Origin of the sequence: Acidimangrovimonas sediminis (genome assembly GCF_002871005.1) — a bacterium.
Classification (GTDB): domain Bacteria; phylum Pseudomonadota; class Alphaproteobacteria; order Rhodobacterales; family Rhodobacteraceae; genus Acidimangrovimonas; species Acidimangrovimonas sediminis.
This window is the reverse complement of record NZ_PHSN01000006.1, coordinates 327,057-348,553: the sequence shown is the minus strand read 5'-3', so window position 1 is coordinate 348,553 and position 21,497 is coordinate 327,057. Positions and strand designations below refer to the sequence as shown.

At 69.1% G+C, this 21,497-nt stretch carries 23 protein-coding genes; 17 read left to right on the top strand and 6 right to left on the bottom strand.

What is annotated here, in order from left to right; translation table 11 throughout:
- Positions 1–128 precede the first annotated feature (128 nt).
- The 7 genes from CVV76_RS08095 to CVV76_RS08065 all read left to right on the top strand — a co-directional run bounded on the left by CVV76_RS08095 (position 129) and on the right by CVV76_RS08065 (position 7,431).
- Positions 129–1,976 carry a type I secretion system permease/ATPase gene (locus CVV76_RS08095; RefSeq protein ID WP_102224116.1) on the top strand — a complete coding sequence of 616 codons (1,848 nt, stop codon included), beginning with the start codon at positions 129–131 and terminating at the stop codon, positions 1,974–1,976.
- Positions 1,977–1,999: 23 nt separating this feature from the next.
- On the top strand, positions 2,000–3,313 hold the full coding sequence (locus CVV76_RS08090; RefSeq protein WP_233192769.1) for an HlyD family type I secretion periplasmic adaptor subunit: 1,314 nt from the start codon (positions 2,000–2,002) through the stop codon (positions 3,311–3,313).
- A 164-nt stretch (positions 3,314–3,477) separates the two neighbouring features.
- A complete protein-coding gene (locus CVV76_RS08085; RefSeq protein ID WP_102224114.1) occupies positions 3,478–3,939 on the top strand; it encodes a RidA family protein in 462 nt (153 codons plus the stop codon).
- Complete coding sequence (locus CVV76_RS08080; RefSeq protein WP_102224113.1) at positions 3,939–4,706, top strand: glycerophosphodiester phosphodiesterase family protein; 768 nt, start codon at positions 3,939–3,941, stop codon at positions 4,704–4,706. The genes CVV76_RS08085 and CVV76_RS08080 overlap by 1 nt, the downstream gene beginning before the upstream one ends.
- Positions 4,707–4,958: 252 nt before the next feature.
- Positions 4,959–6,155 carry a GNAT family N-acetyltransferase gene (locus tag CVV76_RS08075; RefSeq protein WP_102224150.1) on the top strand — a complete coding sequence of 399 codons (1,197 nt, stop codon included), beginning with the start codon at positions 4,959–4,961 and terminating at the stop codon, positions 6,153–6,155.
- A 2-nt stretch (positions 6,156–6,157) separates the two neighbouring features.
- The gene (locus tag CVV76_RS08070; RefSeq protein ID WP_102224112.1) at positions 6,158–6,454 is read left to right on the top strand and encodes a 4a-hydroxytetrahydrobiopterin dehydratase; all 297 of its coding nucleotides are present in this window, start codon (positions 6,158–6,160) and stop codon (positions 6,452–6,454) included.
- Entirely contained in the window at positions 6,451–7,431 is a 981-nt protein-coding gene (locus CVV76_RS08065) for a mechanosensitive ion channel family protein (RefSeq protein WP_102224111.1), read from the top strand. Before CVV76_RS08070 ends, CVV76_RS08065 begins: the two co-directional genes overlap by 4 nt.
- Positions 7,432–7,580: 149 nt before the next feature.
- Here CVV76_RS08065 and CVV76_RS08060 read toward each other — a convergent pair whose 3' ends face one another.
- Entirely contained in the window at positions 7,581–8,069 is a 489-nt protein-coding gene (locus CVV76_RS08060; protein ID WP_102224110.1) for a peroxiredoxin, read from the bottom strand.
- A 122-nt stretch (positions 8,070–8,191) separates the two neighbouring features.
- Here CVV76_RS08060 and CVV76_RS08055 point away from each other — a divergent pair, with 122 nt between their 5' ends.
- The 3 genes from CVV76_RS08055 to CVV76_RS08045 are packed head-to-tail and all read left to right on the top strand — an operon-like array spanning position 8,192 to position 10,669.
- Complete coding sequence (locus tag CVV76_RS08055) at positions 8,192–9,418, top strand: NAD(P)/FAD-dependent oxidoreductase (RefSeq protein WP_102224109.1); 1,227 nt, start codon at positions 8,192–8,194, stop codon at positions 9,416–9,418.
- A 25-nt stretch (positions 9,419–9,443) separates the two neighbouring features.
- Positions 9,444–10,004 (top strand): 16S rRNA (guanine(966)-N(2))-methyltransferase RsmD, encoded by a 561-nt coding sequence (gene rsmD, locus CVV76_RS08050; protein WP_102224108.1) that lies wholly within the window; start codon positions 9,444–9,446, stop codon positions 10,002–10,004.
- On the top strand, positions 10,001–10,669 hold the full coding sequence (locus tag CVV76_RS08045; RefSeq protein ID WP_102224107.1) for an HAD family hydrolase: 669 nt from the start codon (positions 10,001–10,003) through the stop codon (positions 10,667–10,669). The genes rsmD and CVV76_RS08045 overlap by 4 nt, the downstream gene beginning before the upstream one ends.
- Positions 10,670–10,824: 155 nt before the next feature.
- On the opposite strand, the gene CVV76_RS08040 is transcribed toward CVV76_RS08045, so the two are convergent.
- Together CVV76_RS08040 and CVV76_RS08035 are read right to left on the bottom strand one after the other, a co-directional pair.
- Entirely contained in the window at positions 10,825–11,292 is a 468-nt protein-coding gene (locus CVV76_RS08040; protein WP_158243118.1) for an outer membrane lipoprotein, read from the bottom strand.
- Between the two features lie 173 nt (positions 11,293–11,465).
- Positions 11,466–13,769 (bottom strand): DNA topoisomerase IV subunit A, encoded by a 2,304-nt coding sequence (locus CVV76_RS08035; RefSeq protein WP_102224105.1) that lies wholly within the window; start codon positions 13,767–13,769, stop codon positions 11,466–11,468.
- A 121-nt stretch (positions 13,770–13,890) separates the two neighbouring features.
- Here CVV76_RS08035 and CVV76_RS08030 point away from each other — a divergent pair, with 121 nt between their 5' ends.
- The 3 genes from CVV76_RS08030 to CVV76_RS08020 all read left to right on the top strand — a co-directional run bounded on the left by CVV76_RS08030 (position 13,891) and on the right by CVV76_RS08020 (position 15,537).
- The gene (locus CVV76_RS08030; protein WP_102224104.1) at positions 13,891–14,133 is read left to right on the top strand and encodes a (2Fe-2S)-binding protein; all 243 of its coding nucleotides are present in this window, start codon (positions 13,891–13,893) and stop codon (positions 14,131–14,133) included.
- Positions 14,134–14,148: 15 nt separating this feature from the next.
- Positions 14,149–14,634: a bacterioferritin gene (gene bfr / locus CVV76_RS08025; protein WP_102224103.1), complete on the top strand. Its 486-nt coding sequence runs from the start codon at positions 14,149–14,151 to the stop codon at positions 14,632–14,634.
- Between the two features lie 69 nt (positions 14,635–14,703).
- Positions 14,704–15,537 carry an SDR family NAD(P)-dependent oxidoreductase gene (locus CVV76_RS08020; RefSeq protein ID WP_102224102.1) on the top strand — a complete coding sequence of 278 codons (834 nt, stop codon included), beginning with the start codon at positions 14,704–14,706 and terminating at the stop codon, positions 15,535–15,537.
- A 50-nt stretch (positions 15,538–15,587) separates the two neighbouring features.
- On the opposite strand, the gene CVV76_RS08015 is transcribed toward CVV76_RS08020, so the two are convergent.
- Complete coding sequence (locus CVV76_RS08015) at positions 15,588–16,496, bottom strand: AEC family transporter (RefSeq protein WP_102224101.1); 909 nt, start codon at positions 16,494–16,496, stop codon at positions 15,588–15,590.
- 183 nt (positions 16,497–16,679) lie between these two features.
- Here CVV76_RS08015 and CVV76_RS08010 point away from each other — a divergent pair, with 183 nt between their 5' ends.
- The 4 genes from CVV76_RS08010 to CVV76_RS07995 all read left to right on the top strand — a co-directional run bounded on the left by CVV76_RS08010 (position 16,680) and on the right by CVV76_RS07995 (position 19,297).
- Positions 16,680–16,886 (top strand): twin transmembrane helix small protein, encoded by a 207-nt coding sequence (locus tag CVV76_RS08010; protein ID WP_102224100.1) that lies wholly within the window; start codon positions 16,680–16,682, stop codon positions 16,884–16,886.
- Entirely contained in the window at positions 16,886–17,458 is a 573-nt protein-coding gene (locus CVV76_RS08005) for a cob(I)yrinic acid a,c-diamide adenosyltransferase (RefSeq protein ID WP_102224099.1), read from the top strand. Before CVV76_RS08010 ends, CVV76_RS08005 begins: the two co-directional genes overlap by 1 nt.
- A gap of 151 nt (positions 17,459–17,609) precedes the next feature.
- Complete coding sequence (locus CVV76_RS08000; RefSeq protein ID WP_102224098.1) at positions 17,610–18,371, top strand: electron transfer flavoprotein subunit beta/FixA family protein; 762 nt, start codon at positions 17,610–17,612, stop codon at positions 18,369–18,371.
- Positions 18,371–19,297, top strand: coding sequence for an electron transfer flavoprotein subunit alpha/FixB family protein (locus CVV76_RS07995; RefSeq protein ID WP_102224097.1), 927 nt, complete (start codon positions 18,371–18,373; stop codon positions 19,295–19,297). Before CVV76_RS08000 ends, CVV76_RS07995 begins: the two co-directional genes overlap by 1 nt.
- A gap of 69 nt (positions 19,298–19,366) precedes the next feature.
- Here CVV76_RS07995 and CVV76_RS07990 read toward each other — a convergent pair whose 3' ends face one another.
- Together CVV76_RS07990 and CVV76_RS07985 are read right to left on the bottom strand one after the other, a co-directional pair.
- Entirely contained in the window at positions 19,367–20,719 is a 1,353-nt protein-coding gene (locus CVV76_RS07990) for a lyase family protein (RefSeq protein ID WP_199178528.1), read from the bottom strand.
- A gap of 3 nt (positions 20,720–20,722) precedes the next feature.
- Entirely contained in the window at positions 20,723–21,496 is a 774-nt protein-coding gene (locus CVV76_RS07985) for an amino acid ABC transporter ATP-binding protein (RefSeq protein ID WP_199178527.1), read from the bottom strand.
- Position 21,497 lies beyond the last annotated feature (1 nt).

The window sequence follows — 21,497 nt, the reverse complement described above, 5'->3', positions numbered from 1 at the left end:
AACCTGAACGCCCCTGTTCTCGGGCGGTGGGGACGTCGTGCAACGGTCGCCGCGCCGCGGAATCGCCCCGGCCCGCGCTGCCGCGGCGCACGGAATCCTTTGCGACGTCAGGGCGGAGAAACGGGCGGATGGCGGGCGGGATCAGATCGGACGGAGGTACGGATCCCCTCGCCGCAGGGTGGGAAGAGCTTCGCACGGCGGCGCGCCCGGGGCGGCCGCTGCTCTGGCAGGCCGCCATCTTCGGCGCCTTCGTCAACCTGCTGATGCTGACCGGGCCGCTCTACATGCTGCAGGTCTACGACCGCGTGCTGACCGCCCACTCGGTCGAGACGTTGACCGCGCTCAGCCTTCTGGCCGTGTTTCTCTATGCCATTATGGCGGTGCTCGATCACGCCCGGGCGCGCCTGATCGCGCGGGCCGGGGCGGGCACCCATGACCGGATGGGCGCCCGGGTCTTCGCCGCCGCGCTGTCGCGCCTGGCGCAGCACCCGGACGACCCCCGTGCCGAGGTAGCCCAGCGTGACCTCGACCTGATCCGCGGCGCGATGGCCGCGCCGGTGGTCGCCGCGTTCTTCGACCTGCCGTGGACGCCGCTGTTCCTTGGCGCGATCTTCGTCTTCCACCCGCTGCTCGGCATCGCCGCGACGGCGGGGGGCGCGGGCCTCGTGCTGCTGACGCTGGGCAACCGGCTGGCGACACGCGGCCCCGGCGCCGAGGCGTCGGAGGCCGCCGCCCGCGCGGCACGGCTTTCGGCGCAGCTTCGCGCCGAGGCGGGCACCGTGCGGGCCCTGGGCATGGCTGGCGCGGGCTATGCCCGATGGCGCCGCGAGGAGGACACGGCGCGCGATGCCGGGCTGCGGCTGGGCGACCGGCACAGCGGCTTTGCCGCCGCCACGCGCGGCCTGCGGCTGACCCTGCAATCGGCGCTTCTGGGCCTCGGGGCCTGGCTGGTGCTGCGCGACGCTCTGACCCCCGGCGCCATGGTCGCCACCTCGGTGCTGGTGGGCCGCGCCCTGGCTCCGGTGGAGCTCATCCTCGGGCAGTGGACGGTGCTTTCCCGGGCTTCGGGGGCGCGGCACCGGCTGGCCGGCCTGCTGTCGGGAACCCCGGCCCCCGCCACCCCGCTGGCCCTGCCGCCGCCGCGCTCGGCACTTTCGCTGTCGCAAGTCACCGTGATGCCCCCCGGCAGCCGCACGGCGGCCCTGCGCGCGGTGAGCTTCGAGATCGCGCCGGGACAGGCGATGGGTGTGATCGGCCCGACCGGCGCCGGCAAGACCGCGCTGGCCCGGGCCCTGGCCGGGCTCTGGCCGCCCACCGCGGGCAGCATCACGCTAGGGGGCGCACCGCTGGGCCGCTACGCGCCCGACATGCTTGGCCGCCACCTCGGCTACCTGCCGCAGCAGGTGGTGCTGTTCGAGGGAACGTTGGCCGAGAACATCGCCCGGTTCGAGGGCGGGGCGGACCCCTGCGCCGTGATCGCCGCCGCCCGCCAGGCCGGCGCGCACGAGATGATCCTGGCCCTGCCCGACGGGTACGAGACCCGCGTCTCGCCTGCGGGCGCCCTTCTCTCGGCGGGCCAGCTTCAACGGATCGGCCTCGCCCGGGCGCTCTACCGCGACCCCGCACTCCTGATCCTGGATGAGCCCGACGCCCATCTCGACGCCACGGGGGGCGCCGCGCTGAACGCCGCGATCCGCGGCGCCAAGGCGGCAGGGCGGGCGGTGCTGGTCATGGCGCACCGCCGTAGCGCGGTGCAGGAATGCGACCAGCTGATGATCCTCGAGGCCGGCAACCTCCGCGCAATCGGTCCGCGCGAGCAGGTGCTGAGCGCAAAGGGACAGGTTGGGGCCGGACAGGTTGGGCCCGGACAGGTTGCGCCCGGACAGGGAGACCCCGGACGGGCAGATCGGGCAGAGGCCGACCCGGGCCCGCGGGTCAGTCTCACCCCGCGACTGGTGCCGGGGGGCCGGGCATGACCTTGGCGCAGCAGGAGGCCCCCTTGCGTGGCACCCTTCGTGACCCAGTCCATGCCGCCGCCCCGGCCCGCGGCGCGCTTCTGACCGGATGGCTCGCGGTGGCGCTTCTGGTCTGCGGTCTGGGCGGCTGGACCCTCGGCGCCCGTCTCTCCGCCGCGGTGATCGCGCCGGGACGGATCGCCCCGTCGCAGAATCGTCAGGTCGTGCAGCACCCGACCGGCGGCGTGATCGCCAGCCTCGCCGTGGCCGAGGGCGACGAGGTGACCGCGGGGCAGGTCCTCGCACGTCTCGACGGCACCGAACTTGGCGCCGAAGCCGACGCCGCCGACGCCCATTGGTGGGAGCTTATCGCCCATCGCGCGCGGCTCGAGGCGGAGCGCGACGACCGCCCAACGCTGCGGCCCGATCCGGCGCTTGCCGCCGCCGCAGCTTCCGATCCTGCCGTCGCGGCCCTGCTGGCCGGGCAGGCGCAGCTTCATGCCGCCCGGCGATCGGACACGGAGCGGATAGACGCCCAGCTTGCCGAACGCGCGGGCCAGGCCGGCGCCCAGATCGCGGGCCTCGCGGCACAGGCTGCGGCGCTGACCCGCCAGCGCACCCTGATCGGGGCCGAGCTGGACACCCAGCGCCGGCTGCGCGCCCGCGGCCTGACCGAGACCGCCCGGGTTCTGGCGCTGGAGCGCGAGGCCGCGCGCCTCGACGGGGTGCTGGCCGGGCTGACCGCCAGCCATGCCGCCGCCGAGGGCCAGCGCACCGAGATCAGGATCGAGCGCACGCGCCTTGCCGCGAAGCGCCGCGAAGAGGCCTTGTCGGGGCTGCGCGACCTCGGCGAGAAGATCGCCGCGCTTGCCGCGCAGCGCCGCGCGCTGGCTGCCCGGCGCGACGCGCTGACCCTGCGCGCGCCCGCGTCGGGGATCGTTCTGGGCCTGGTCCTGACCACGCCGCGCGCCGTGCTGCGCCCCGCCGAGCCACTGCTGTCGATCGTGCCGCAGGACCGCCCGCTGGTCATCAGCGCGGAGGTCTCCGCGCTCGACATCGACGAAGTGCGCGCGGGACAGGCGGCGCGGCTGCGGCTGTCGGCGCTGCCCGCGCGCACCACGCCGGAACTTTCGGGCCATGTCGTGCGGGTCTCGCCCGACGCGGTCACCGATTCCACCGGCCGCCCCCGCTACCTCGCCGAGATCGCCCTCGACCCGGGCGAGGCCGGGCGGCTTGGCAGGCCGCTGAAACCCGGGATGCCGGTGGAGGCCTATCTTTCGACCGGCAGCCACAGCCCCGCCGACTACCTGCTCAAACCGTTCGCCGACTATTTCCGCCGTGCTTTCCGCGAAAGCTGATGGGCCACCCTCACGCCGCACCCCGGGGATCCGCGGCAGACCGGCAGGGTTGCCACGCCGGCATGGCCGGGGACCGAACGGCAGGGGACGGGCGCCCGATCCTCCCTTTTCGCCGTTCGCGCCTTGGGCTAGCGTCCCCGCGACGCATGAACCCGGAGGATGCGATGAGCACGATCGAAACCCGCCTGGCCGACCTTGGCCTGACCCTGCCAGACGCCCCGGCGCCGGCGGCGAATTACGTTCCCTATGTCCGCTCGGGCGACCTACTGCATGTCTCGGGCCAGATCAGTGCCGACGAGAACGGGCTGATCACCGGCAAGGTCGGCCGCGACCTGACGACCGAAGAGGCCGCCGCCGCCGCGAAGCGCTGCGCGCTCAGCCTTCTGGCGCAGGTCCGCGCCGCCTGCGAGGGCGACCTGGAACGCCTGGTCCGGGTGGTAAAGCTGACCGGTTTCGTCAACTCGGTCCCCGAGTTCACGGAACAGCCCAAGGTCGTCAACGGCGCCTCCGACCTGCTGGTCGAGGTGCTGGGCGACAAGGGCCGCCACGCCCGGTCGGCCGTCAGCGCGGGCGCCCTGCCGATGGGCGTCGCCGTCGAGATCGACGGCGTGTTCGAGATCCGCTGATGTCGCCCGCCCTGCCGCAGGACTTCCTGCGCCTGCCGATCGCGCATCGCGCCTATCATGACCGTGCGGCCGGGCGGCCCGAGAATTCGCTGCCCGCCGTGGAGGCCGCGATCGCCGCGGGCTACGGGATCGAGATCGACCTCCAGCCCTCGTCGGACGGGGTGCCGATGGTCTTTCACGATTATGATCTGAAGCGTCTGACGGGCGAGGCCGGGCCGATAAAGGGCCGGAGCGCGGCCGAGCTGGGCCGTCTGCCACTGATCGGCGGGGGCACGATTCCGACGCTGGCCGAGGTGCTGGACACCGTTGCCGGCCGGGTGCCGCTGCTGGTGGAGATCAAGGACCAGGACGGGGCAAGCGGGCCCGGCGTGGGCGCGCTGGAGGCCGCCGCCGCGGCGCTGCTCAGGGGATACACCGGGCCGCTGGCGGTGATGTCCTTCAACCCGCATTCGGTGGCCGCGATGGCCGGGCTTGCCCCGGCGATCCCGCGCGGCCTGACCACCTGCGGCTACGCGCCCGAGGACTGGAAGCTGCTGCCCCCGGCCCGCGCCGCGGAGCTGCGCGAGATCCCCGATTACGACCGCGTCGGCGCCAGCTTCATCAGCCACGAGGCGAAGGATCTGTCACGCCCCCGGGTGGCCGAGCTGAAGGCGCAGGGTGCCGCGATCCTGTGCTGGACGATCCGCTCGCCCGAGGCCGAGGCCGAGGCGCGCAAGGTGGCACAGGGCATCACCTTCGAGAACTATCCGGCGGCGATCCCCGGCTGAGGCGACCGGAGCATTCCCCAACCGGAGGCGGCAGCGGACAGGCCGGGGGCTTCGCGCCCCCGGACCCGCGTGGAGTATTTTCGCCAAGATGAAGGTGCGGCGTGTCGAATCGCGACGGCGCGCGCGGCGGTCATCCCGACAAACCATCCTGGCCGACCACAGCGATCAGCGCGGCGCCGACTTGACCCTGACCGGGGATGGGCCATCTTGGCGGGATATGCGCGCAACATTCCCGACCCGGCCCTGCCCAGCATGACCGACACCGTCGACGTCACCCTGCTTTCCTCCGTCTCCGAGGTTCCCGCCGCGGAGTGGGACGCCTGTGCCTGCCCCGAAGCGGCGGACGGCGGGCGCCCCCTCGATCCCTTCACCACCCACCGGTTCCTGAGCGCGCTGGAACGCTCCGGCTCGGTCGGACAGGGGACCGGCTGGGATCCGCGCCCCCTCGCCGTGCGGCAGGGGGAGGTGCTGATCGCCGTCGCGCCGCTCTACGTCAAGAGCCACAGCCAGGGCGAGTACATCTTCGATTTCAACTGGGCGCATGCCTGGGAGCGGGCGGGCGGACGCTATTACCCCAAGCTTCAGATCGCCGTGCCGTTCACCCCCGCGACCGGGCGACGTTTCCTTACCCTGCCGGAGTTCGAGGAGACCGGGCGCGCCGCGCTGGTGCAGGGGGCGGTGCAGATCGCCGACGGCAACGACCTGTCCTCGGTCCACGTCACCTTCTGTACCGAGGATGAGGCCCGCGCCGGGGCGGAGATGGGCCTGATGCACCGCGTCAGCCAGCAATTCCACTGGGTGAACCGCGGCTACGCCGATTTCGACGGCTTCCTTGCCGACCTGTCGTCGCGCAAGCGCAAGACCCTGCGCAAGGAGCGCCGCACGGCGCAGGCGTTCGGCGGCACGATCCATGCCTTCACCGGCGCCACGCTGCGGCCCGAACACTGGGACGCCTTCTGGCGCTTCTACCAGGATACCGGCAGCCGCAAGTGGGGCACGCCCTACCTGACGCGCGAGTTCTTCGACGAGATCCACGCGACCATGGCCGACGACATCCTCCTCGTGCTGGCCGAGCGCGAGGGGCGCTGGATTGCCGGCGCGCTCAACTTCATCGGGCGCGAGACGCTCTACGGCCGCTACTGGGGCTGCATCGAGGATCACCCCTGCCTGCATTTCGAGCTCTGCTATTACCAGGCGATCGACCATGCCATCGCGCAGGGGTTGATGCGGGTCGAGGCCGGCGCTCAGGGCGAGCACAAGCTGGCGCGCGGCTACCTGCCCGTGCAGACACATTCGCTGCACTGGATCGCCGATGCCGGCCTCAGGCGCGCGGTGGCGCAGTTCCTCGAGGCCGAGGAACGCGCCGTCGACGAAGAAATCGAGGTGCTGACCGAATACGGCCCGTTCCGCAAGACCGGGCCCTCGCCCACCGCAGAACCGGAGGAGTAGACATGGCCGAGAAACTCTCGAACGAGGCCCGCGTCGGCGCGCTGGCCGAACTTTCCCGTACCGGCTGGACCGAGGTCCCGGGCCGCGACGCGATCGCCAGAACCTTCGACTTCGACAACTTCGTCGCGGCCTTCGGCTGGATGACGCGGGTTGCGCTCTGGGCCGAGAAATGGAACCACCACCCCGAGTGGCGCAATGTATATGGGACGGTCGAGGTCACCCTCTCCACTCATGACGCAGGCGGCCTGACCGAACTCGACATCAAACTGGCCAAGAAGATGGACGCCCTTTCGACATGAACCAGTTCTTCTACAACATCCTTCACACGCCCCTTCTGCAGGGCAAATCCATTGCCGACGTGATCACCATCCCGTTCCTCGCCTCGCTGGCGGGATCTGTGCTTTCGGCGATTCTGATCCTCGTCGTGGGCTTCTTCCTGGGCCGCTGGGCTGACAACCGCATCAGCGGGCTGTCCAAACGATATGCCCGGCTCGACGACACGCTGTTCACCTTCCTCGGCAACATCACCCGATACGCCATCCTGACCTTCACGATCCTGTTCGTACTGAACACCTTCGGGATCCAGACCACCTCGATCGTCGCGGTCATCGGCGCCGCCGGCCTGGCCGTCGGCCTGGCCCTGCAGGGGACGCTGTCGAACGTGGCGGCAGGGGTGATGATCATCATCTTCCGGCCGTTCAAGCTTGGCGATTTCGTCGAGGTGAGCGGGACCTACGGCACCATCGTCTCGATCAACCTGAACTATATCGAGCTGGCGACGGCCGATAACCTGCAGGTGATCATGCCCAACTCCAAGGTCTGGGGGAACACGATCACCAACTACTCGGTGCTGCCGACGCGCCGCGCGGAATGGATCATCGGCGTGGGCTATGGCGCGAATCTCGCCAAGGCGGAACAGATCATCCGCGACGTGCTGGCCGCAGACGAACGCACGCTGGCCGATCCCGCGCCCTTCGTGCAGGTGTCGAACCTGAACGACAGCTCGGTCGATTTCCGGGTGCGCGGTTGGGCGAACCGGCCCGATTACTGGGCCTACAGCCACGACATCCTGCGCAGGATCAAGGAAGAGTTCGACGCGAACGGCATCGACATCCCCTTCCCGACGCGAACCCTCGTGGCCGCCGGCGGCGTCGCCCCGAAGACGGACGAGCCCAAAACCCCGTCCACACCGTCTGCCCCGCCCGCCAAACCGGCGCCCGAGGCCAGCATCCTGCCCGACAACGACGACGAGGATGTCGACGGCCCGCAGCGCTGAACGCACCCTTCGGGGAAAAGGGGCCCCTTCCCTTTCATTGTTCCCCAAATACGCAAAAGCCCTTTCCCCCCTCGCACATGCGCCGGGGGAAAGGGCCAGGCGGGAGAAGGCACCCGCCCCCTCCCCGCTAACCCACGAAAACGCCGGCCTCAGATCGCGTCGAGCAGCATCTCGCCCGCCGACAGCTCGCACACGCCGGGGCTTTCCTCGACGTTCAGCACCTTGACCACGCCGTCCTCGGCATAAAGCGCATAGCGCTTGGACCGGCCGTAAAGGCCCGCGGGCGGGGCGGTGAAATCCATGCCCATCGCCTTGGTAAAGGCCCCGTCGGCATCGCCCAGCATGGCGATCCCGGCGCCGGTGGCGCCGGTCGATTCGCCCCAGGCCCCCATCACGAAGGGATCGTTGACCGACACGCAGACCACGGCGTCCACGCCCTTGCCGTCGAAGGCCTGCTTGGTGCGGATGAAGCTGGGAACATGGGCGGTGGTGCAGGTGCCGGTATAGGCGCCGGGCAGCGCGAACAGCACGACCTTTCGGCCCTTGGTCAGCTCTTCCACCGAAACCTGTTCCGGCCCCTTTTCGCCGAGTTTCAGAAGCGTGCCACCGGGCAGCGCATCGCCCACCGAAATTGTCATATCGAGTCCTCTCGCGTTGCGTATCCTGTGTTCCGGCATATAGGGTCAGCACGCGGGCGGGCCAGTGAAATCGGCCATCGTCGCCACCAGGGAAATCGGAGACCTCCATGACAGGGTCCACCATGACAGGGATCGTCATCATCGGCGCTGGACAGGCAGGGGCCTCGCTGGCGGCGAAGCTTCGGGCCACGGGGTTCGAAGGCCCCCTCACCCTGATCGGCGAGGAACACCAGCCCCCCTACCAGCGCCCGCCGCTGTCCAAGCAATATCTGCTGGGCGAGATGGAGCTTGAACGGCTCTTCCTGCGCTCCGATGCGTTCTACGCCGAGCAGAAGATCACCCTGCGCCTCGGCAAGCCGGTCACCAGGCTCGATCCTGCGGCGCGAACCGTGACCGTGGGCGGCGAGGTGCTGGGCTATGACAAGCTTGCGCTGACCACCGGCGCCGTGCCCCGCAGCCTGCCCGCCGACATCGGCGGAGAACTGGAAGGTGTCCACACGGTGCGCACCCTCGACGGCATCGACGCCATGGCGCACGAGTTCCGCCGCGGTGCGCGCCTGCTGGTTGTCGGCGGCGGCTACATCGGGCTGGAGGCCGCGGCAGTCGCGGCAAAGCTGGGCCTGAAGGTCACGCTGATCGAGGCCGCGCCGCGCATCCTCGGCCGTGTCGCCTGCGCCGAGACGGCGGATTACTTCCGCGACCTGCACACCCGGCACGGGGTCGAGATCCGCGAAGGCACCGGGCTGAAGCGCCTTCTGGGCGAGGCGCGGGTCACCGGGGCGGAGTTCACCGACGGCACGCGGATCGAGGCCGATTTCGTGATCGTCGGCGTGGGCATCCGGCCGGAAACCTCGCTTGCCGAAGCCGCGGGGCTTGCAGTCGAGAACGGGATCCGCTGCGACGCGCAGGGGCTCACCTCCGACCCGCATATCTGGGCCGCAGGCGATTGCGCCTCCTTTCCCGGGGCCACGGGCCGGATGCGCCTTGAAAGCGTCGGCAACGCGATCGACATGGGCGAACTGGTCGCCGCCAACATGCTGGGGGCCGACCGCGCCTATGACGCGAAACCGTGGTTCTGGTCGGACCAGTACGACGTCAAGCTTCAGATCGCCGGGCTGGGCACCGGCGCCGACCGCATCGTCGGCCGCCACGACGCCAACGCCGAAGGCGGCGGCACCTCTCACTGGTACTACGCCGGCGACAGGCTGCTGGCGATCGACGCGATGAACGACCCGCGCGCCTACATGGTGGCGAAACGGCTGATCGAGGCCGGCCGCTCCCCCGCGCCCGGGATCGTGGCCGACCCCGCGACCGACCTCAAGGCGCTCCTGAAGGCCCCGGCCCAGTGAGCGGACCAGTAACCGGGGCCACGGAATGAGGATCATCGCCGGCAAGCACCGGGGCCTCGCGCTGGCAAGCGTCGGCAAGGGCGACCCCGGGGCCCATCTGCGCCCCACCACCGACCGGGTCCGCGAATCGATCTTCAACCTGCTGGTCAACGGCGGCTACGGCGACCCGATCACCGGCGCGCGCGTCCTCGACCTCTTCGCCGGCACCGGCGCGCTGGGGCTCGAGGCGCTGTCGCGCGGCGCGGCGCGGGTCACCTTCGTCGACGACGGGGTGAAGGCCCGCGCCCTGATCCGCGAGAACATCGACAAGACCCGCGCCATGGGCACGACCGACCTCTACCGCCGCGATGCGACCCGGCTGGGCGAGAATCGCGGCGCCCCCTGCGACCTCGTCTTCCTCGACCCGCCCTACGGCGCGGGGCTGGGCGAACGCGCCCTTGCCGCGGCCCAAGCCGGCGGCTGGATAGCTCCCGGTGCCCTCGTCGTCTGGGAGGAAGGCACGCCCCCCACCATCCCCGAGGGGTTCGAGACCCTCGACCAGCGCCAGTACGGCGATACCCTCGTCACCATCCTGGAGGCGCCATGACGCCCTATCCCCTGACGGCCCCGCCCGAGGCCGTGCTCTTCGATTGCGACGGCGTACTCGTCGACAGCGAGCCACTCCTCCTCGCGCTGCTGCAAAAGGACTTCGCCGCCTACGGCCTGCACCTCGACATGCCGGAGATCGAGCGTGACTACGTCGGCGGCACGATCCACACGGTGGCCGAACGCGCCCGCGCTGCCGGCGCCCCCCTGCCCGACGGCTGGGGCGAGGATTTCTACGAACGGATCTACGAGATCCTCGCCGAGGGCACGCCGCTCGTGCCGGGGATCGAGGCGGTCTTCGACGCGCTCGATGCCGCGGGGGTGCGCTACGCCGTCGGCTCCAACGGGACCGACCGGAAGATGGAGATCACGCTGGGCCAGCACCCCGGGCTCTACCGCCGGCTAGAGGGGCGGATGTTCTCGGGCCAGGCCCTCGGCAAGCCCAAGCCCGCCCCCGACCTCTACCTTCACGCCGCCGGCGCGGTCGCCGCCGATCCCGCGCGCTGCGTCGTGATCGAGGACAGCGCGACCGGCGCGCGCGCCGCGCGAAACGCGGGCATTCCCTGCTTCGGCTACGCCGCCCATGGCGACGGCGCCCGCCTCACCGCCGAGGGCGCGCAGGTGTTCCACGCCATGGCCGACCTGCCCGCCCTCCTGCGCCTCTAGCCGCTTCCGTCTTTCTGCTCTCAAATATCCCGGGGGTGCAGGGGGCAGCGCCCCCGCCGGTCCGCCCCTCGCCACATGAAAAGACCCCGGACACCGCGGTGCCGGGGCCTTGCGTGACGATGGGCCGGCGGCTCGGGAACCGCCGGGCGCGCGCGTCAGTAATGCTCGAGGTGGACGTTGTTGCCGTTGCCGATCACGCGCACGCGGTCACCGACGCGCAGGTTGCGGCCGTCCTGGATGACCGAGATCATGCCCATGCGGTGATCGAGGCGCACGCTCCACGCCCGGCTGTAGCTCACGCTGTTGGAGCCGCTCTTGGCCATGCTGTTGCCGATCGCGGCACCGGCACCGACGCCGACGATGGTCGCCGCGGTCTTGCCGCCGCCCTTGCCGAACTGGTTGCCGAGCAGGCCGCCCGCAGCCGCGCCCAAGAGGGTGCCCGCCGCTTCGCGATTGCCGTCATGGGTTTGCACCTCGACGTTGCGCACACCGACGATCGTGCCGGTCCGCACGTCCATCTGCTGCACCGGCGGCGCGCTGGAATAGGATGGGCCGCTGCCATCTTCGACGCAGCCGGCAAGCGACAGGCAGGCAAGCGGAATGGCGATGAGGGCGAGTTTCATTGGTATCCTCCCGTTTGGGGCGGACATGATCGACCGCCCGTTCTTGGCCCGCGGACGGACCATCCGACCGAAGGTTTGCCCCTCAAACGCAGCCGGATGCAAGGCGGTTCCCTTCGACGGAACCGCGGCCCGGCAAAGGATCGCCGGGCCGGATCGACCGCCGGAAAGGAAGCTCAGTTGAACCGGTTGTCGCGCGGGAAGCCGCGGGGTGCCATGCGGCCTGCGCTGGCGCGCTTGCCCAGCCACTCGGCAAGGTCGGTCTCGGTCCGGGTACGGCCCGCCGGGTCCTTCCAGCTCAGACCGTCGGCCAGCGTGAAGGTGGTGGCGTCCGACAGACCGCCATCCTTGTACTTCTGCAGCCGCACGCCCTTGCCCCGCGCCATCTCGGGCAGTTCCTCCATCGCGAAGACGAGGACCTTGCGGTTCTCGCCCACCACCGCGACATGGTCGCCCGTGGCCTTGCGGAAGACATGTGCCTTCACGTCGTCCTTCACGTTCAGCACCACCTTGCCGGCACGGGTCTGCGCCAGCACCTCGTCCGTGGGCACGAGGAAGCCGTCGCCGGCGGTCGATGCCACCAGAAGCTTGTCGCCCGGCCGATGGATCAGGATCTCGACGATTCCCGCCTCGTTCGGAAGGTCGATCATCAGGCGCAGCGGTTCGCCCATGCCACGCCCGCCCGGCAGATTCGCCGCCGTCACGGTATAGACCCGGCCGTTGGTGCCGCAGATCAGCAGGCGGTCGGTCGTCTCGGCGTGGAAGATGAACCGCCCCTCGTCCCCGTCCTTGAACTTCAGCTCCGAATCGAGGGCGATATGCCCCTTCATCGCGCGGATCCAACCCATCTTCGAACAGACCACCGTGACCGGCTCACGCTCAATCATCGCCTCCAGCGGTACCTCCTCGACCTCGCCGGCCTCGGCGAAATCGGTGCGGCGCGCACCGTTCGGCGCGTCCTTCCCGAAGGATTTGCGCACCTCACGCAGCTCCTCGGCGATCTTCGACCATTGCAGCGCCTCGGCGCCGAGCAGTGCCATCAGACCGGAACGTTCCTCGCGCAGCGCGGCCTGCTCGCGCAGAAGCTCCATCTCCTCCAGCCGCCGCAAGCTGCGCAGCCGCATGTTGAGGATGGCGTCGGCCTGCACCTCGGTCAGCTCTCCCGGACCTTCCGGCGGCGAAACGTAATCGGCCTCGGACATGGCGCGGACGAATTCGCGCGTCCAGTCCTCGCGCATCAGCGCGGCCTTCGGGTCCTCGTCATAGCGGATGATGTCGATCACCCGGTCGAGGTTGAGGAAGGCCGTGATGAAGCCCGCGAGCACCTCCAACCGGTGGTCAATCTTTTCCAGCCGGTGCTTGGAGCGCCGCTGCAAAACGTCGCGCCGGTGGTCAAGGAAGGCGCGCAGCACCTCCTTGAGAGAGCAGACCTTGGGCGTCCGCCCGTCGATCAGCACGTTCATGTTGAGCGAGAACCGCACCTCGAGATCGGAGTTGCGGAACAGCATCCCCATCAGAAGTTCCGGATCGACGTTCTTCGACTTGGGTTCGATGATCAGACGCACGTCATCGGCGCTTTCGTCCCGGACATCGCCGAAGACGGGCACCTTGCGGGTCTGGATCAGCTCGGCCAGCTTCTCGATCAGGCGCGATTTCTGCACCTGGTACGGGATCTCGGTCACCACGATCTGCCAGGTGCCGCGACCCAGATCCTCGACATGCCAGCGCGCGCGCAGACGGAAAGCGCCGCGCCCGGTGCGATAGGCCTCGACGATATTCGCGCGCGGTTCGACGATGACGCCGCCAGTCGGGAAATCCGGGCCGGGGATCATGTTCACCAGCGTCTCGTCGCGGGCGTCGGGCGTCTTGATCAGGTGAAGGCAGGCCTCGACCAGCTCGCCGATATTGTGCGGCGGGATGTTGGTGGCCATGCCGACCGCGATCCCGCTCGACCCGTTGGCCAGCAGGTTCGGAAACGCCGCAGGCAGAACCGCGGGCTCCGACAGCGTGCCGTCGTAGTTCGGGCGAAAATCGACTGCGTTCTCGTCGAGGCCCTGCATCAGCGCCTCGGCCGCCGCGGTCAGCCGCGCCTCGGTGTAACGGCTGGCGGCGGGGTTGTCCCCGTCGATATTGCCGAAGTTCCCCTGACCGTCGACCAGCGGGTAGCGGACGTTGAAATCCTGCGCGAGGCGCGCCATCGCGTCGTAGATCGCGGCGTCGCCGTGCGGGTGATAGTTCCCCATCACGTCGCCCGAGATCTTGGCCGACTTGCGGAACCCGCCCGAGGACGACAGGCGCAATTCGCGCATGGCATAGAGGATTCGCCGGTGCACCGGCTTCATCCCGTCGCGCGCATCCGGAAGGGCGCGGTCCATGATCGTGGACAGCGCATAGGTCAGATACCGCTCGCCGATCGCGCGGCGCAGGGGCTCGGCGATGGCCTGGGGGCCGATATTGGGGTCGTCGGTCGTGTCGCTCATGGATCTGGTGTACCGCGCCGCCGCGTCCCGGTCCATAGGACAGATACATAAGTGAAACGCTCGGAATTGACTTTTCCGATCAAATCGCTCAGATATACCCCGTCATGCAAGGGGGCCCCTGATGATCGTCTGCCACTGCCAGCACATCACCGACCGCGACATCCACGCTGCCATCGACTGGATGCGCGCGTCGGACCCGGGTGTCGTGATCACGCCGGGCCGGATCTACCGGGCGCTCGGCAAGCAGGCGGAATGCGGCGGTTGCGTGAAACTTTTCGTGCAGGAGATGCGGTCGAACGACAACCTCGCCGTGCCGGTTGAATTGCGTGCGCTCAGAGCGCAATCTGCCTCGGGCAAATCCTAACGAAAGGACCCCGAGATGAAGGGCGACAAGAAGGTTATCGAATACCTCAACACCGCGCTGAAGATGGAGCTGACCGCGGTAAGCCAGTACTGGCTGCACTACCGCCTTCAGGAAGACTGGGGCTACGGCAAGATGGCGAAGAAATCGCGCGCCGAAAGCATCGAAGAGATGAACCATGCCGACAAGCTGATCGGCCGGATCATCTTTCTCGAGGGTCACCCGAACCTGCAGACCCTGAACCCGCTGAAGATCGGCGAGAACATCCGCGAGACGATGGTCTGCGACCTGGGCGGAGAGCTGGAGGCGGTGAAGGTCTATTCCGAGGCCCGCAAATATTGCAACGAGGTCGGTGATTACGTTTCGCAGCGCCTGTTCGAGGAACTGCTGCAGGACGAAGAGGGCCACGTCGACTTCCTCGAGACCCAGATCGCGCTGCATGACGAGATCGGGGCACAGAATTTCGGCCTTCTGAACGCCGAATCGACCGACAAGGCAGAGTAACGGCCGGAAACCTCTGGCCCTGCCGCCGGTTTCGCGCGATCACCGTCCCGGGCAGGGTATCGGGACGGCATGACACGGAAATCCATTCTCATCACCGGCTGTTCGTCGGGCATCGGCTACGACGCGGCCCACGGGCTGAAGGCGCGCGGCTGGCGCGTCTTTGCCACCTGCCGGGCCGAGGCGGATTGCGCGCGCCTGCGTGACGAGGGGCTTGAAAGCTTCGTGCTGGACTATGCCTCCGAGGAGAGCATCGAAACGGCCCTGGCCGAGGGCCTCTCCCGCACCGGTGGCACGCTCGACGCGCTCTACAACAACGGCGCCTTCGCCTGCCCCGGCGCGGTCGAGGACCTGCCCCGCGGCGCGCTGCGGGAAATCTTCGAAACCAACCTCTTCGGCGTTCACGACCTGACCCGCCGGGTGATCCCGGTGATGCGCGCACAGGGTCACGGGCGTATCGTCAACTGTTCCTCCGTTCTCGGCCTCGTGCCGATCAAGTGGCGTGGCGCCTATGTCGCGACCAAGTTCGCGCTGGAGGGGCTGACCGATACCCTGCGGCTGGAGATGCGCGACACCCCCATCAAAGTGATCCTGGTCGAACCGGGCCCGATCACCTCGCGCATCCGCGCCAACTCCATCCCGCATTTCGAACGCTGGATCGACTGGCGCGCCTCGGCCCGCCGCGACCAGTACGAGGAGAGCCTTCTCAAGCGGCTCTATGAGGCGAAGGACAAGCCCGACACGTTCGAACTGCCGGCCGCGGCGGTGACCGCGAAACTCGCGCGTGCGCTCGAGGTGCCGAACCCGCGCCCGCGCTACTACGTGACGACGCCCACCTACCTGATGGGCGCGTTGCGCCGGGTCGGATCCTCGCGCTTCATCGACTGGGTGGTATCGCGGGGCTGAGCGGAAGCAGACCGCCGGACGCTTTCGGGGAACCCGCCCCGTCGCGCTCCCTACCGTACCCCGGCGAGCACCAGAACCAGCGGGATCGTCACCAGCGCGGCCACGGTCTGCAACGTCACCAGCCCGGCCATGAACGTCCCGTCGCCACCAAGCTGCCGGGTCAGCACATAGGCCGTCGGCGCCGTCGGGATGGCCGAAAAGATCACCAATACCAGCGCCTCGGTCCCGTCGAGGTGAAAGCCCCAGGCCACCGCCGCCGCCAGCGCCGGCATCGCCAGAAGCCTGAGCGCCGCGTTGCCCCCCAGCGCCAGCACGTCGCGCCCCAACGCCGCGGGTTGCAGCGCCGCCCCCACGCACAGAAGGCCCAGAGGCAGGCTCCCCTGCGCCAGCAGCCGCAGGAACCGTTCGATCCCAAAGGGCAGCCCGGTTCCGATCAGCGCCAGCGCGATCCCCAGGATGCAGGCCAGGATCAGCGGGTTGCGCAGCATGGTGACGATCAGCACCCGCGGGTGCCGCGCGGCCCCCGCCCCGGTCAGCGCGACGATCGAGATCACGTTGACCACCGGCACCGCCACCGCCAGCACGATCGCCGCGCGCGACACGCCGAGGGTGCCGAGAAGCGCCGTCGTGATCGCAAGCCCGAGATAGGTGTTGAACCGCACCACCCCCTGCACCGCCGGCCCATAACGTGCCGCCGGGGCCCGCCGCAGCCGGCGCCCCAGGCTGAGGAGCGCGGTGGCGAGGAGGATCGTCACCCCCGTCGCCCCGCCCAGCCGCAGGACCGCGGGATCGTGGACCGGGGCATGCACGAGGCTTGCCACCAGCAGCGAGGGAAACAGCACGAAATAGTTGAACCGTTCGGCCGCGGGCCAGAATCCCGGGTCGGGGAACCCCTTCCGTGACAGCACGAAGCCAAGGCAGATCAGCCCGAAGAGCGGCCAGATCGTGAGGAGGAGCACGGCGGGGGTCTTTCCTGTGGCGGGTCGGCCCAGCTTTGCCGCAACGCGGCGGCGAGGGAAAGGCCCCCTCCCTCCGCCTTCCATCCCCCGGCCCGCCCCCCTTCCCGCTACGCGCCCGGCTTTTCCCCCGGGACTTTCGGCCGAGACCACGTTACAAGGCTGCCAAATCTCGGAGGCAGGACCATGCTGCACGATCCGCTGTTTCTCGTCGTCGCCCTCGCGCTGGTCGCCGTCCTCGGCATCCTGATGTTCGGCGTCGGAAGCTTTGGCCGCGGTGGCGACTTCAATCGCCGCAACGCCAACCGGATCATGCGATGGCGCATCATCGCGCAGGCGGTCGCGGTGGCGCTGATCCTCGTCTTCGTCCTGATCCGCCGCGGAGGAAGCTGATGGTCGTCCTGTCCAAGATCTACACCAGAACCGGCGACAAGGGCCTGACCGCGCTTGGCGACGGTTCGCGCGTGCCCAAGCCCTCGGCCCGGGTCGAAGCCTATGGCACGGTGGACGAGACCAACGCCACCGTCGGCATGGCGCGTCTGCACGCGGATGGCGAGATGGACGCGAGCCTCGCCCGCATCCAGAACGAGCTTTTCGATCTCGGCGCCGATCTCTGCCGCCCGAACCGCGAAAAGGACCACGAGGCCGAATACACGCCGCTGCGCATGGTCGCGAGCCAGGTCGACCGGCTGGAGACCGAGATCGACGCCATGAACGCCCGCCTCACTCCGCTGCGCAGTTTCATCCTGCCCGGCGGCAGCCCGCTGGCCGCGCATCTTCACCTCTGCCGCACCGTCAGCCGCCGGGCCGAACGGCTGGCGGTGGAGCTTTCGCTGGCCGAGGACGTGAACCCCGAGGCGGTGAAATACCTCAACCGCCTGTCCGACTGGTTCTTCGTCGCCGCCCGCATCGCCAATGACGACGGCACGGCCGACGTGCTGTGGGTTCCCGGCGCCACGCGTTAGCGCAAACCCATCTCGCGCCCGGAAAACGCGACGTCGGATCGCGGCCAATTGTCGGTTTTGCCCTGTTTTCCCGTCCCGCGAGACGTTACTTACCCAACTGAGCTTGAATGGCCCGCGTCCCGCGGGCGCCGCAAAAGGGAGAGACTGGCCGATGAAGGTACTGGTGCCTGTGAAGCGGGTGATCGACTACAACGTGAAGGTCCGCGTGAAGGCGGACGGATCGGGTGTCGATCTGGCCAACGTGAAGATGTCGATGAACCCCTTCGACGAGATCGCGGTGGAAGAGGCGATCCGTCTGAAGGAAAAGGGCGCGGCGGAAGAGGTCGTCGTGGTCTCGATCGGCGTCAAGCAGGCGCAGGAGACGCTGCGCACCGCGCTGGCGATGGGCGCCGACCGCGCGATCCTCGTGGTCGCCGCCGATGACGTGCACCAGGACATCGAGCCGCTGGCGGTCGCCAAGATCCTCAAGGCGGTGATCGACGAGGAACAGCCGGGCCTCGTGCTGGCCGGCAAGCAGGCGATCGACAACGACATGAACGCGACCGGGCAGATGCTGTCGGCGCTTCTGGGCTGGTCCCAGGCGACCTTCGCGTCGAAGCTGGAGATCGAGGGCGACAGCGCCTCGGTCACGCGCGAAGTCGATGGCGGCCTGCAGACGATCAAGGTGAAGATGCCTTGCGTCGTCACCGTCGATTTGCGCCTGAACGAGCCGCGCTATGCCTCGCTGCCGAACATCATGAAGGCCAAGAAGAAGCCGCTGGACGAGAAGACCGCGGCCGATCTGGGTGTCGACGTGACGCCGCGCCTGACCGTGGTGAAGACCACCGAGCCCGAGGGCCGCAAGGCGGGCATCAAGGTCGAGTCGGTCGACGAGCTGATCAAGAAACTGAAAGACGAAGCGGGGGTGATCTGATGGCTGTTCTTCTGCTGGGCGAAGTCAACGACGGCACGCTGTCGGTCGATGCCACCGCCAAGGCCGTCTCGGCCTGCAAATCCCTGGGCGACGTGACGGTGCTTTGCGCAGGCGCCCATGCGGCAGATGCCGCCGCCGAGGCCGCCAAGATCGACGGCGTGGCCAAGGTGCTCTGCGCCGAGGATGCCTCGCTCGGCCATCGTCTGGCCGAACCCACCGCCGCGCTGATCGTGTCGCTTGCTGGTGATTACAGCCACATCGTGGCGCCTGCGACCACCGACGCCAAGAACGTGCTGCCCCGCGTGGCGGCGCTTCTGGACGTGATGGTGATCTCGGATGTCTCGGGCGTGGTCGACGCCGACACGTTCGAGCGCCCGATCTACGCGGGCAACGCGATCCAGACGGTGAAATCGTCGGACAAGGTGAAGGTCGTCTCGATCCGCACCTCGACCTTCGACGCGGCGGGCCAAGGCGGTTCGGCCACGGTCGAGACCATCGGCGCGGCCGAGAACCCCGGCCTGTCCGAATGGGTCGAAGACAAGGTGGCGGCCTCGGATCGCCCCGAACTGACCTCGGCGGGCATCGTCGTCTCGGGCGGCCGCGGCGTCGGGTCGGAGGAAGACTTCAACCTGATCGAGAAGCTGGCCGACAAGCTGGGCGCCGCCGTTGGCGCCTCGCGCGCCGCGGTCGACAGCGGGTTTGCCCCGAACGACTGGCAGGTCGGGCAGACCGGCAAGGTCGTGGCGCCGGAGCTTTACGTGGCCGTCGGCATCTCGGGCGCGATCCAGCACCTCGCCGGGATGAAGGATTCCAAGGTCATCGTCGCGATCAACAAGGACGAAGAGGCGCCGATCTTCCAAGTCGCCGATTACGGCCTGGTCGCCGACCTCTTCACCGCCGTCCCGGAGCTGATCGAAAAGCTCTGAGGCCAAGGCGCCAGAACATGCGAAGGCCCGCCACAACCGGCGGGCCTTTTGCATGGATACACCTCGCGCTCAGGGCGTCCGCAGCACCTGCCGCGCGACGTCGGCCATCTCCAGCGCCATCTCGACGCTCTGTCCGACATAGGCGGCTGGATCGAGCGCGGCGCGGACCTGCGCAGGCTCCACCCCCGCCGGCAGGACACCGGGCGAAAGCAGCTTGTCGCTGAGCGCCCGGTCGTCGCCTGCATCGGCGATGGCGTGGTGGAGGATGTCATGCGCGCGAGTGCGGCCGATCACCGGGCCCAGCACCATCATCAGGTTCTCCGACGCCACATATTCCCCGGTCAGGTCCAGGTTGCGCCGCATGCGGTCGGGATCCAGTCGGAGGGCGGCGAACAGCTCTTCCATCGTTTCGGCAAGCTCCACCGCCAGCGGACAGACCTCCGCGATCATCGGTGCGACCATCAGGCTCGACGACGCGTCGCCCTCGTGGCTGGGCTGCATGGCGTCGAAGGCGAGGGTCACCTGTGCACGCAGCCGCGCCGCCAGCGCGATCGCCTCGACCGCGATCTTGGAATTCACCTTGTGCGGCATGGTCGAGGATCCGACCACCTCGTCACCCACGTCCTCGGCCACCTCGTCGATCTCGTCGGCCATGAGGGTGAAGAGGTCACGCGCGATCTTGGCGCAGGTGGCCCCGAACAGGCCCATCAGCATCACGTATTCCGCTGTCCCGTCCTGCGCCGCGCGGGACGGCACGCGCATGTGCCCGAGGCCAAGCCGCGCGGACAGGCGGGCGTTGAGCGCCGCCCCCTGCGGCCCGACCGCGTGCATCGCCCCGACGGCGCCCCCCCATTGCGCGCAGAAGACGCGCGGGGCGGCCTCGGACAGCCGGTCCCGGTGACGCAGCCATTCCTCGATCCAGGCGGCCAGCTTGAAGCCCCAGGTGACCGGCAGCGCATGACGCCGGTTGGTGCGCGCGACGGTCAGCGTCCGCGCCTCGCGCTCGGCCATGTCGGCCAGCTGTCCCAGCACACGGTCGAAGCGCGCCAGGAATGCCCCGTGCGCGCGCTTCATCGCCATTGTCCGGCCGGTCTGGATCACATTCTGCGTCGTCGCCCCCCAATGGACGTAACCGCCCGCCGGGTCGCCCGCTGCCTCGGCCAGCGCCCGCACCAGCGAGACGATGGGCGCCCGGGTGCGGGCGATATCACGCGCCAGCGCCTCGGCGTCGATCACGTCGAAGCTGGCCACGGCGCGGATCGCCTGCGCCGCCTCCGCCGGAATAAGGCCAAGCTCGGCCTGGGTCTCGGCCAGCGCCGCCTCGATCTCCAGCCAGGTGCCGCGCAGGGCCCGCGGGGTGAACAGGGCGCGCACCTCGGCTGAGGTGAGGGGCGCGCGCGGCGCGTCATCAGGCATCGTCATCGCTCACAGCACCTGATCGAGGAAATGTTGCAGGCGCGGGCTTTCGGGACGATCGAACATCCGGTCGGGCTCCGCCTGCTCGACGATCCGGCCCTTGTCCATGAACACGACCTGCCCCGCGACGGACCGGGCAAAGCGCATCTCGTGCGTCACCACGACCATGGTCATGCCGGTCTTCGCAAGGCCGGTCATCAGCTCCAGCACACCCTTCACCAGTTCGGGGTCAAGGGCGGATGTCGCCTCGTCGAAAAGCATCACCTGCGGCTCCATCGCAAGGCTGCGGGCGATCGCCACGCGCTGCTGCTGGCCACCCGACAGGTCCGCAGGGCGGCGCCGCTCGAACCCGCCGAGGCCCACGGCCTCGAGCTGCGCCATGGCCCGCGCCTCGGCCTCTTCGCGGCCGAGCCCCAGCACCTTGCGCAGGGCAAGGGTGACGTTCTCCATCACGTCGAGATGGCTGAACAGGTGGAAATGCTGGAACACCATTCCGACCCGGCGACGAAGGCGGTCGATGTCGGTGCCCTTCGCGGTGATCTCGTCCCCGCCGATCAGGATCCGCCCGGTCTGGGGCCGTTCCATCAGGTTTGTGCAGCGCAGAAGCGTCGACTTGCCCGAGCCCGAGGGCCCGATGATGCAGGTGGTCTGCCCGCCCGGGATCTCCAGCGTGATGTCGTGCAGCACGTGGTGGGCCCCGAACGACAGGTTGACCCCGTCATAGAGGATGCGCTGACCGCCTTGCGCGGCGGGGGTTTGTGTGGCGGGGGTTTGTGCGGTCATG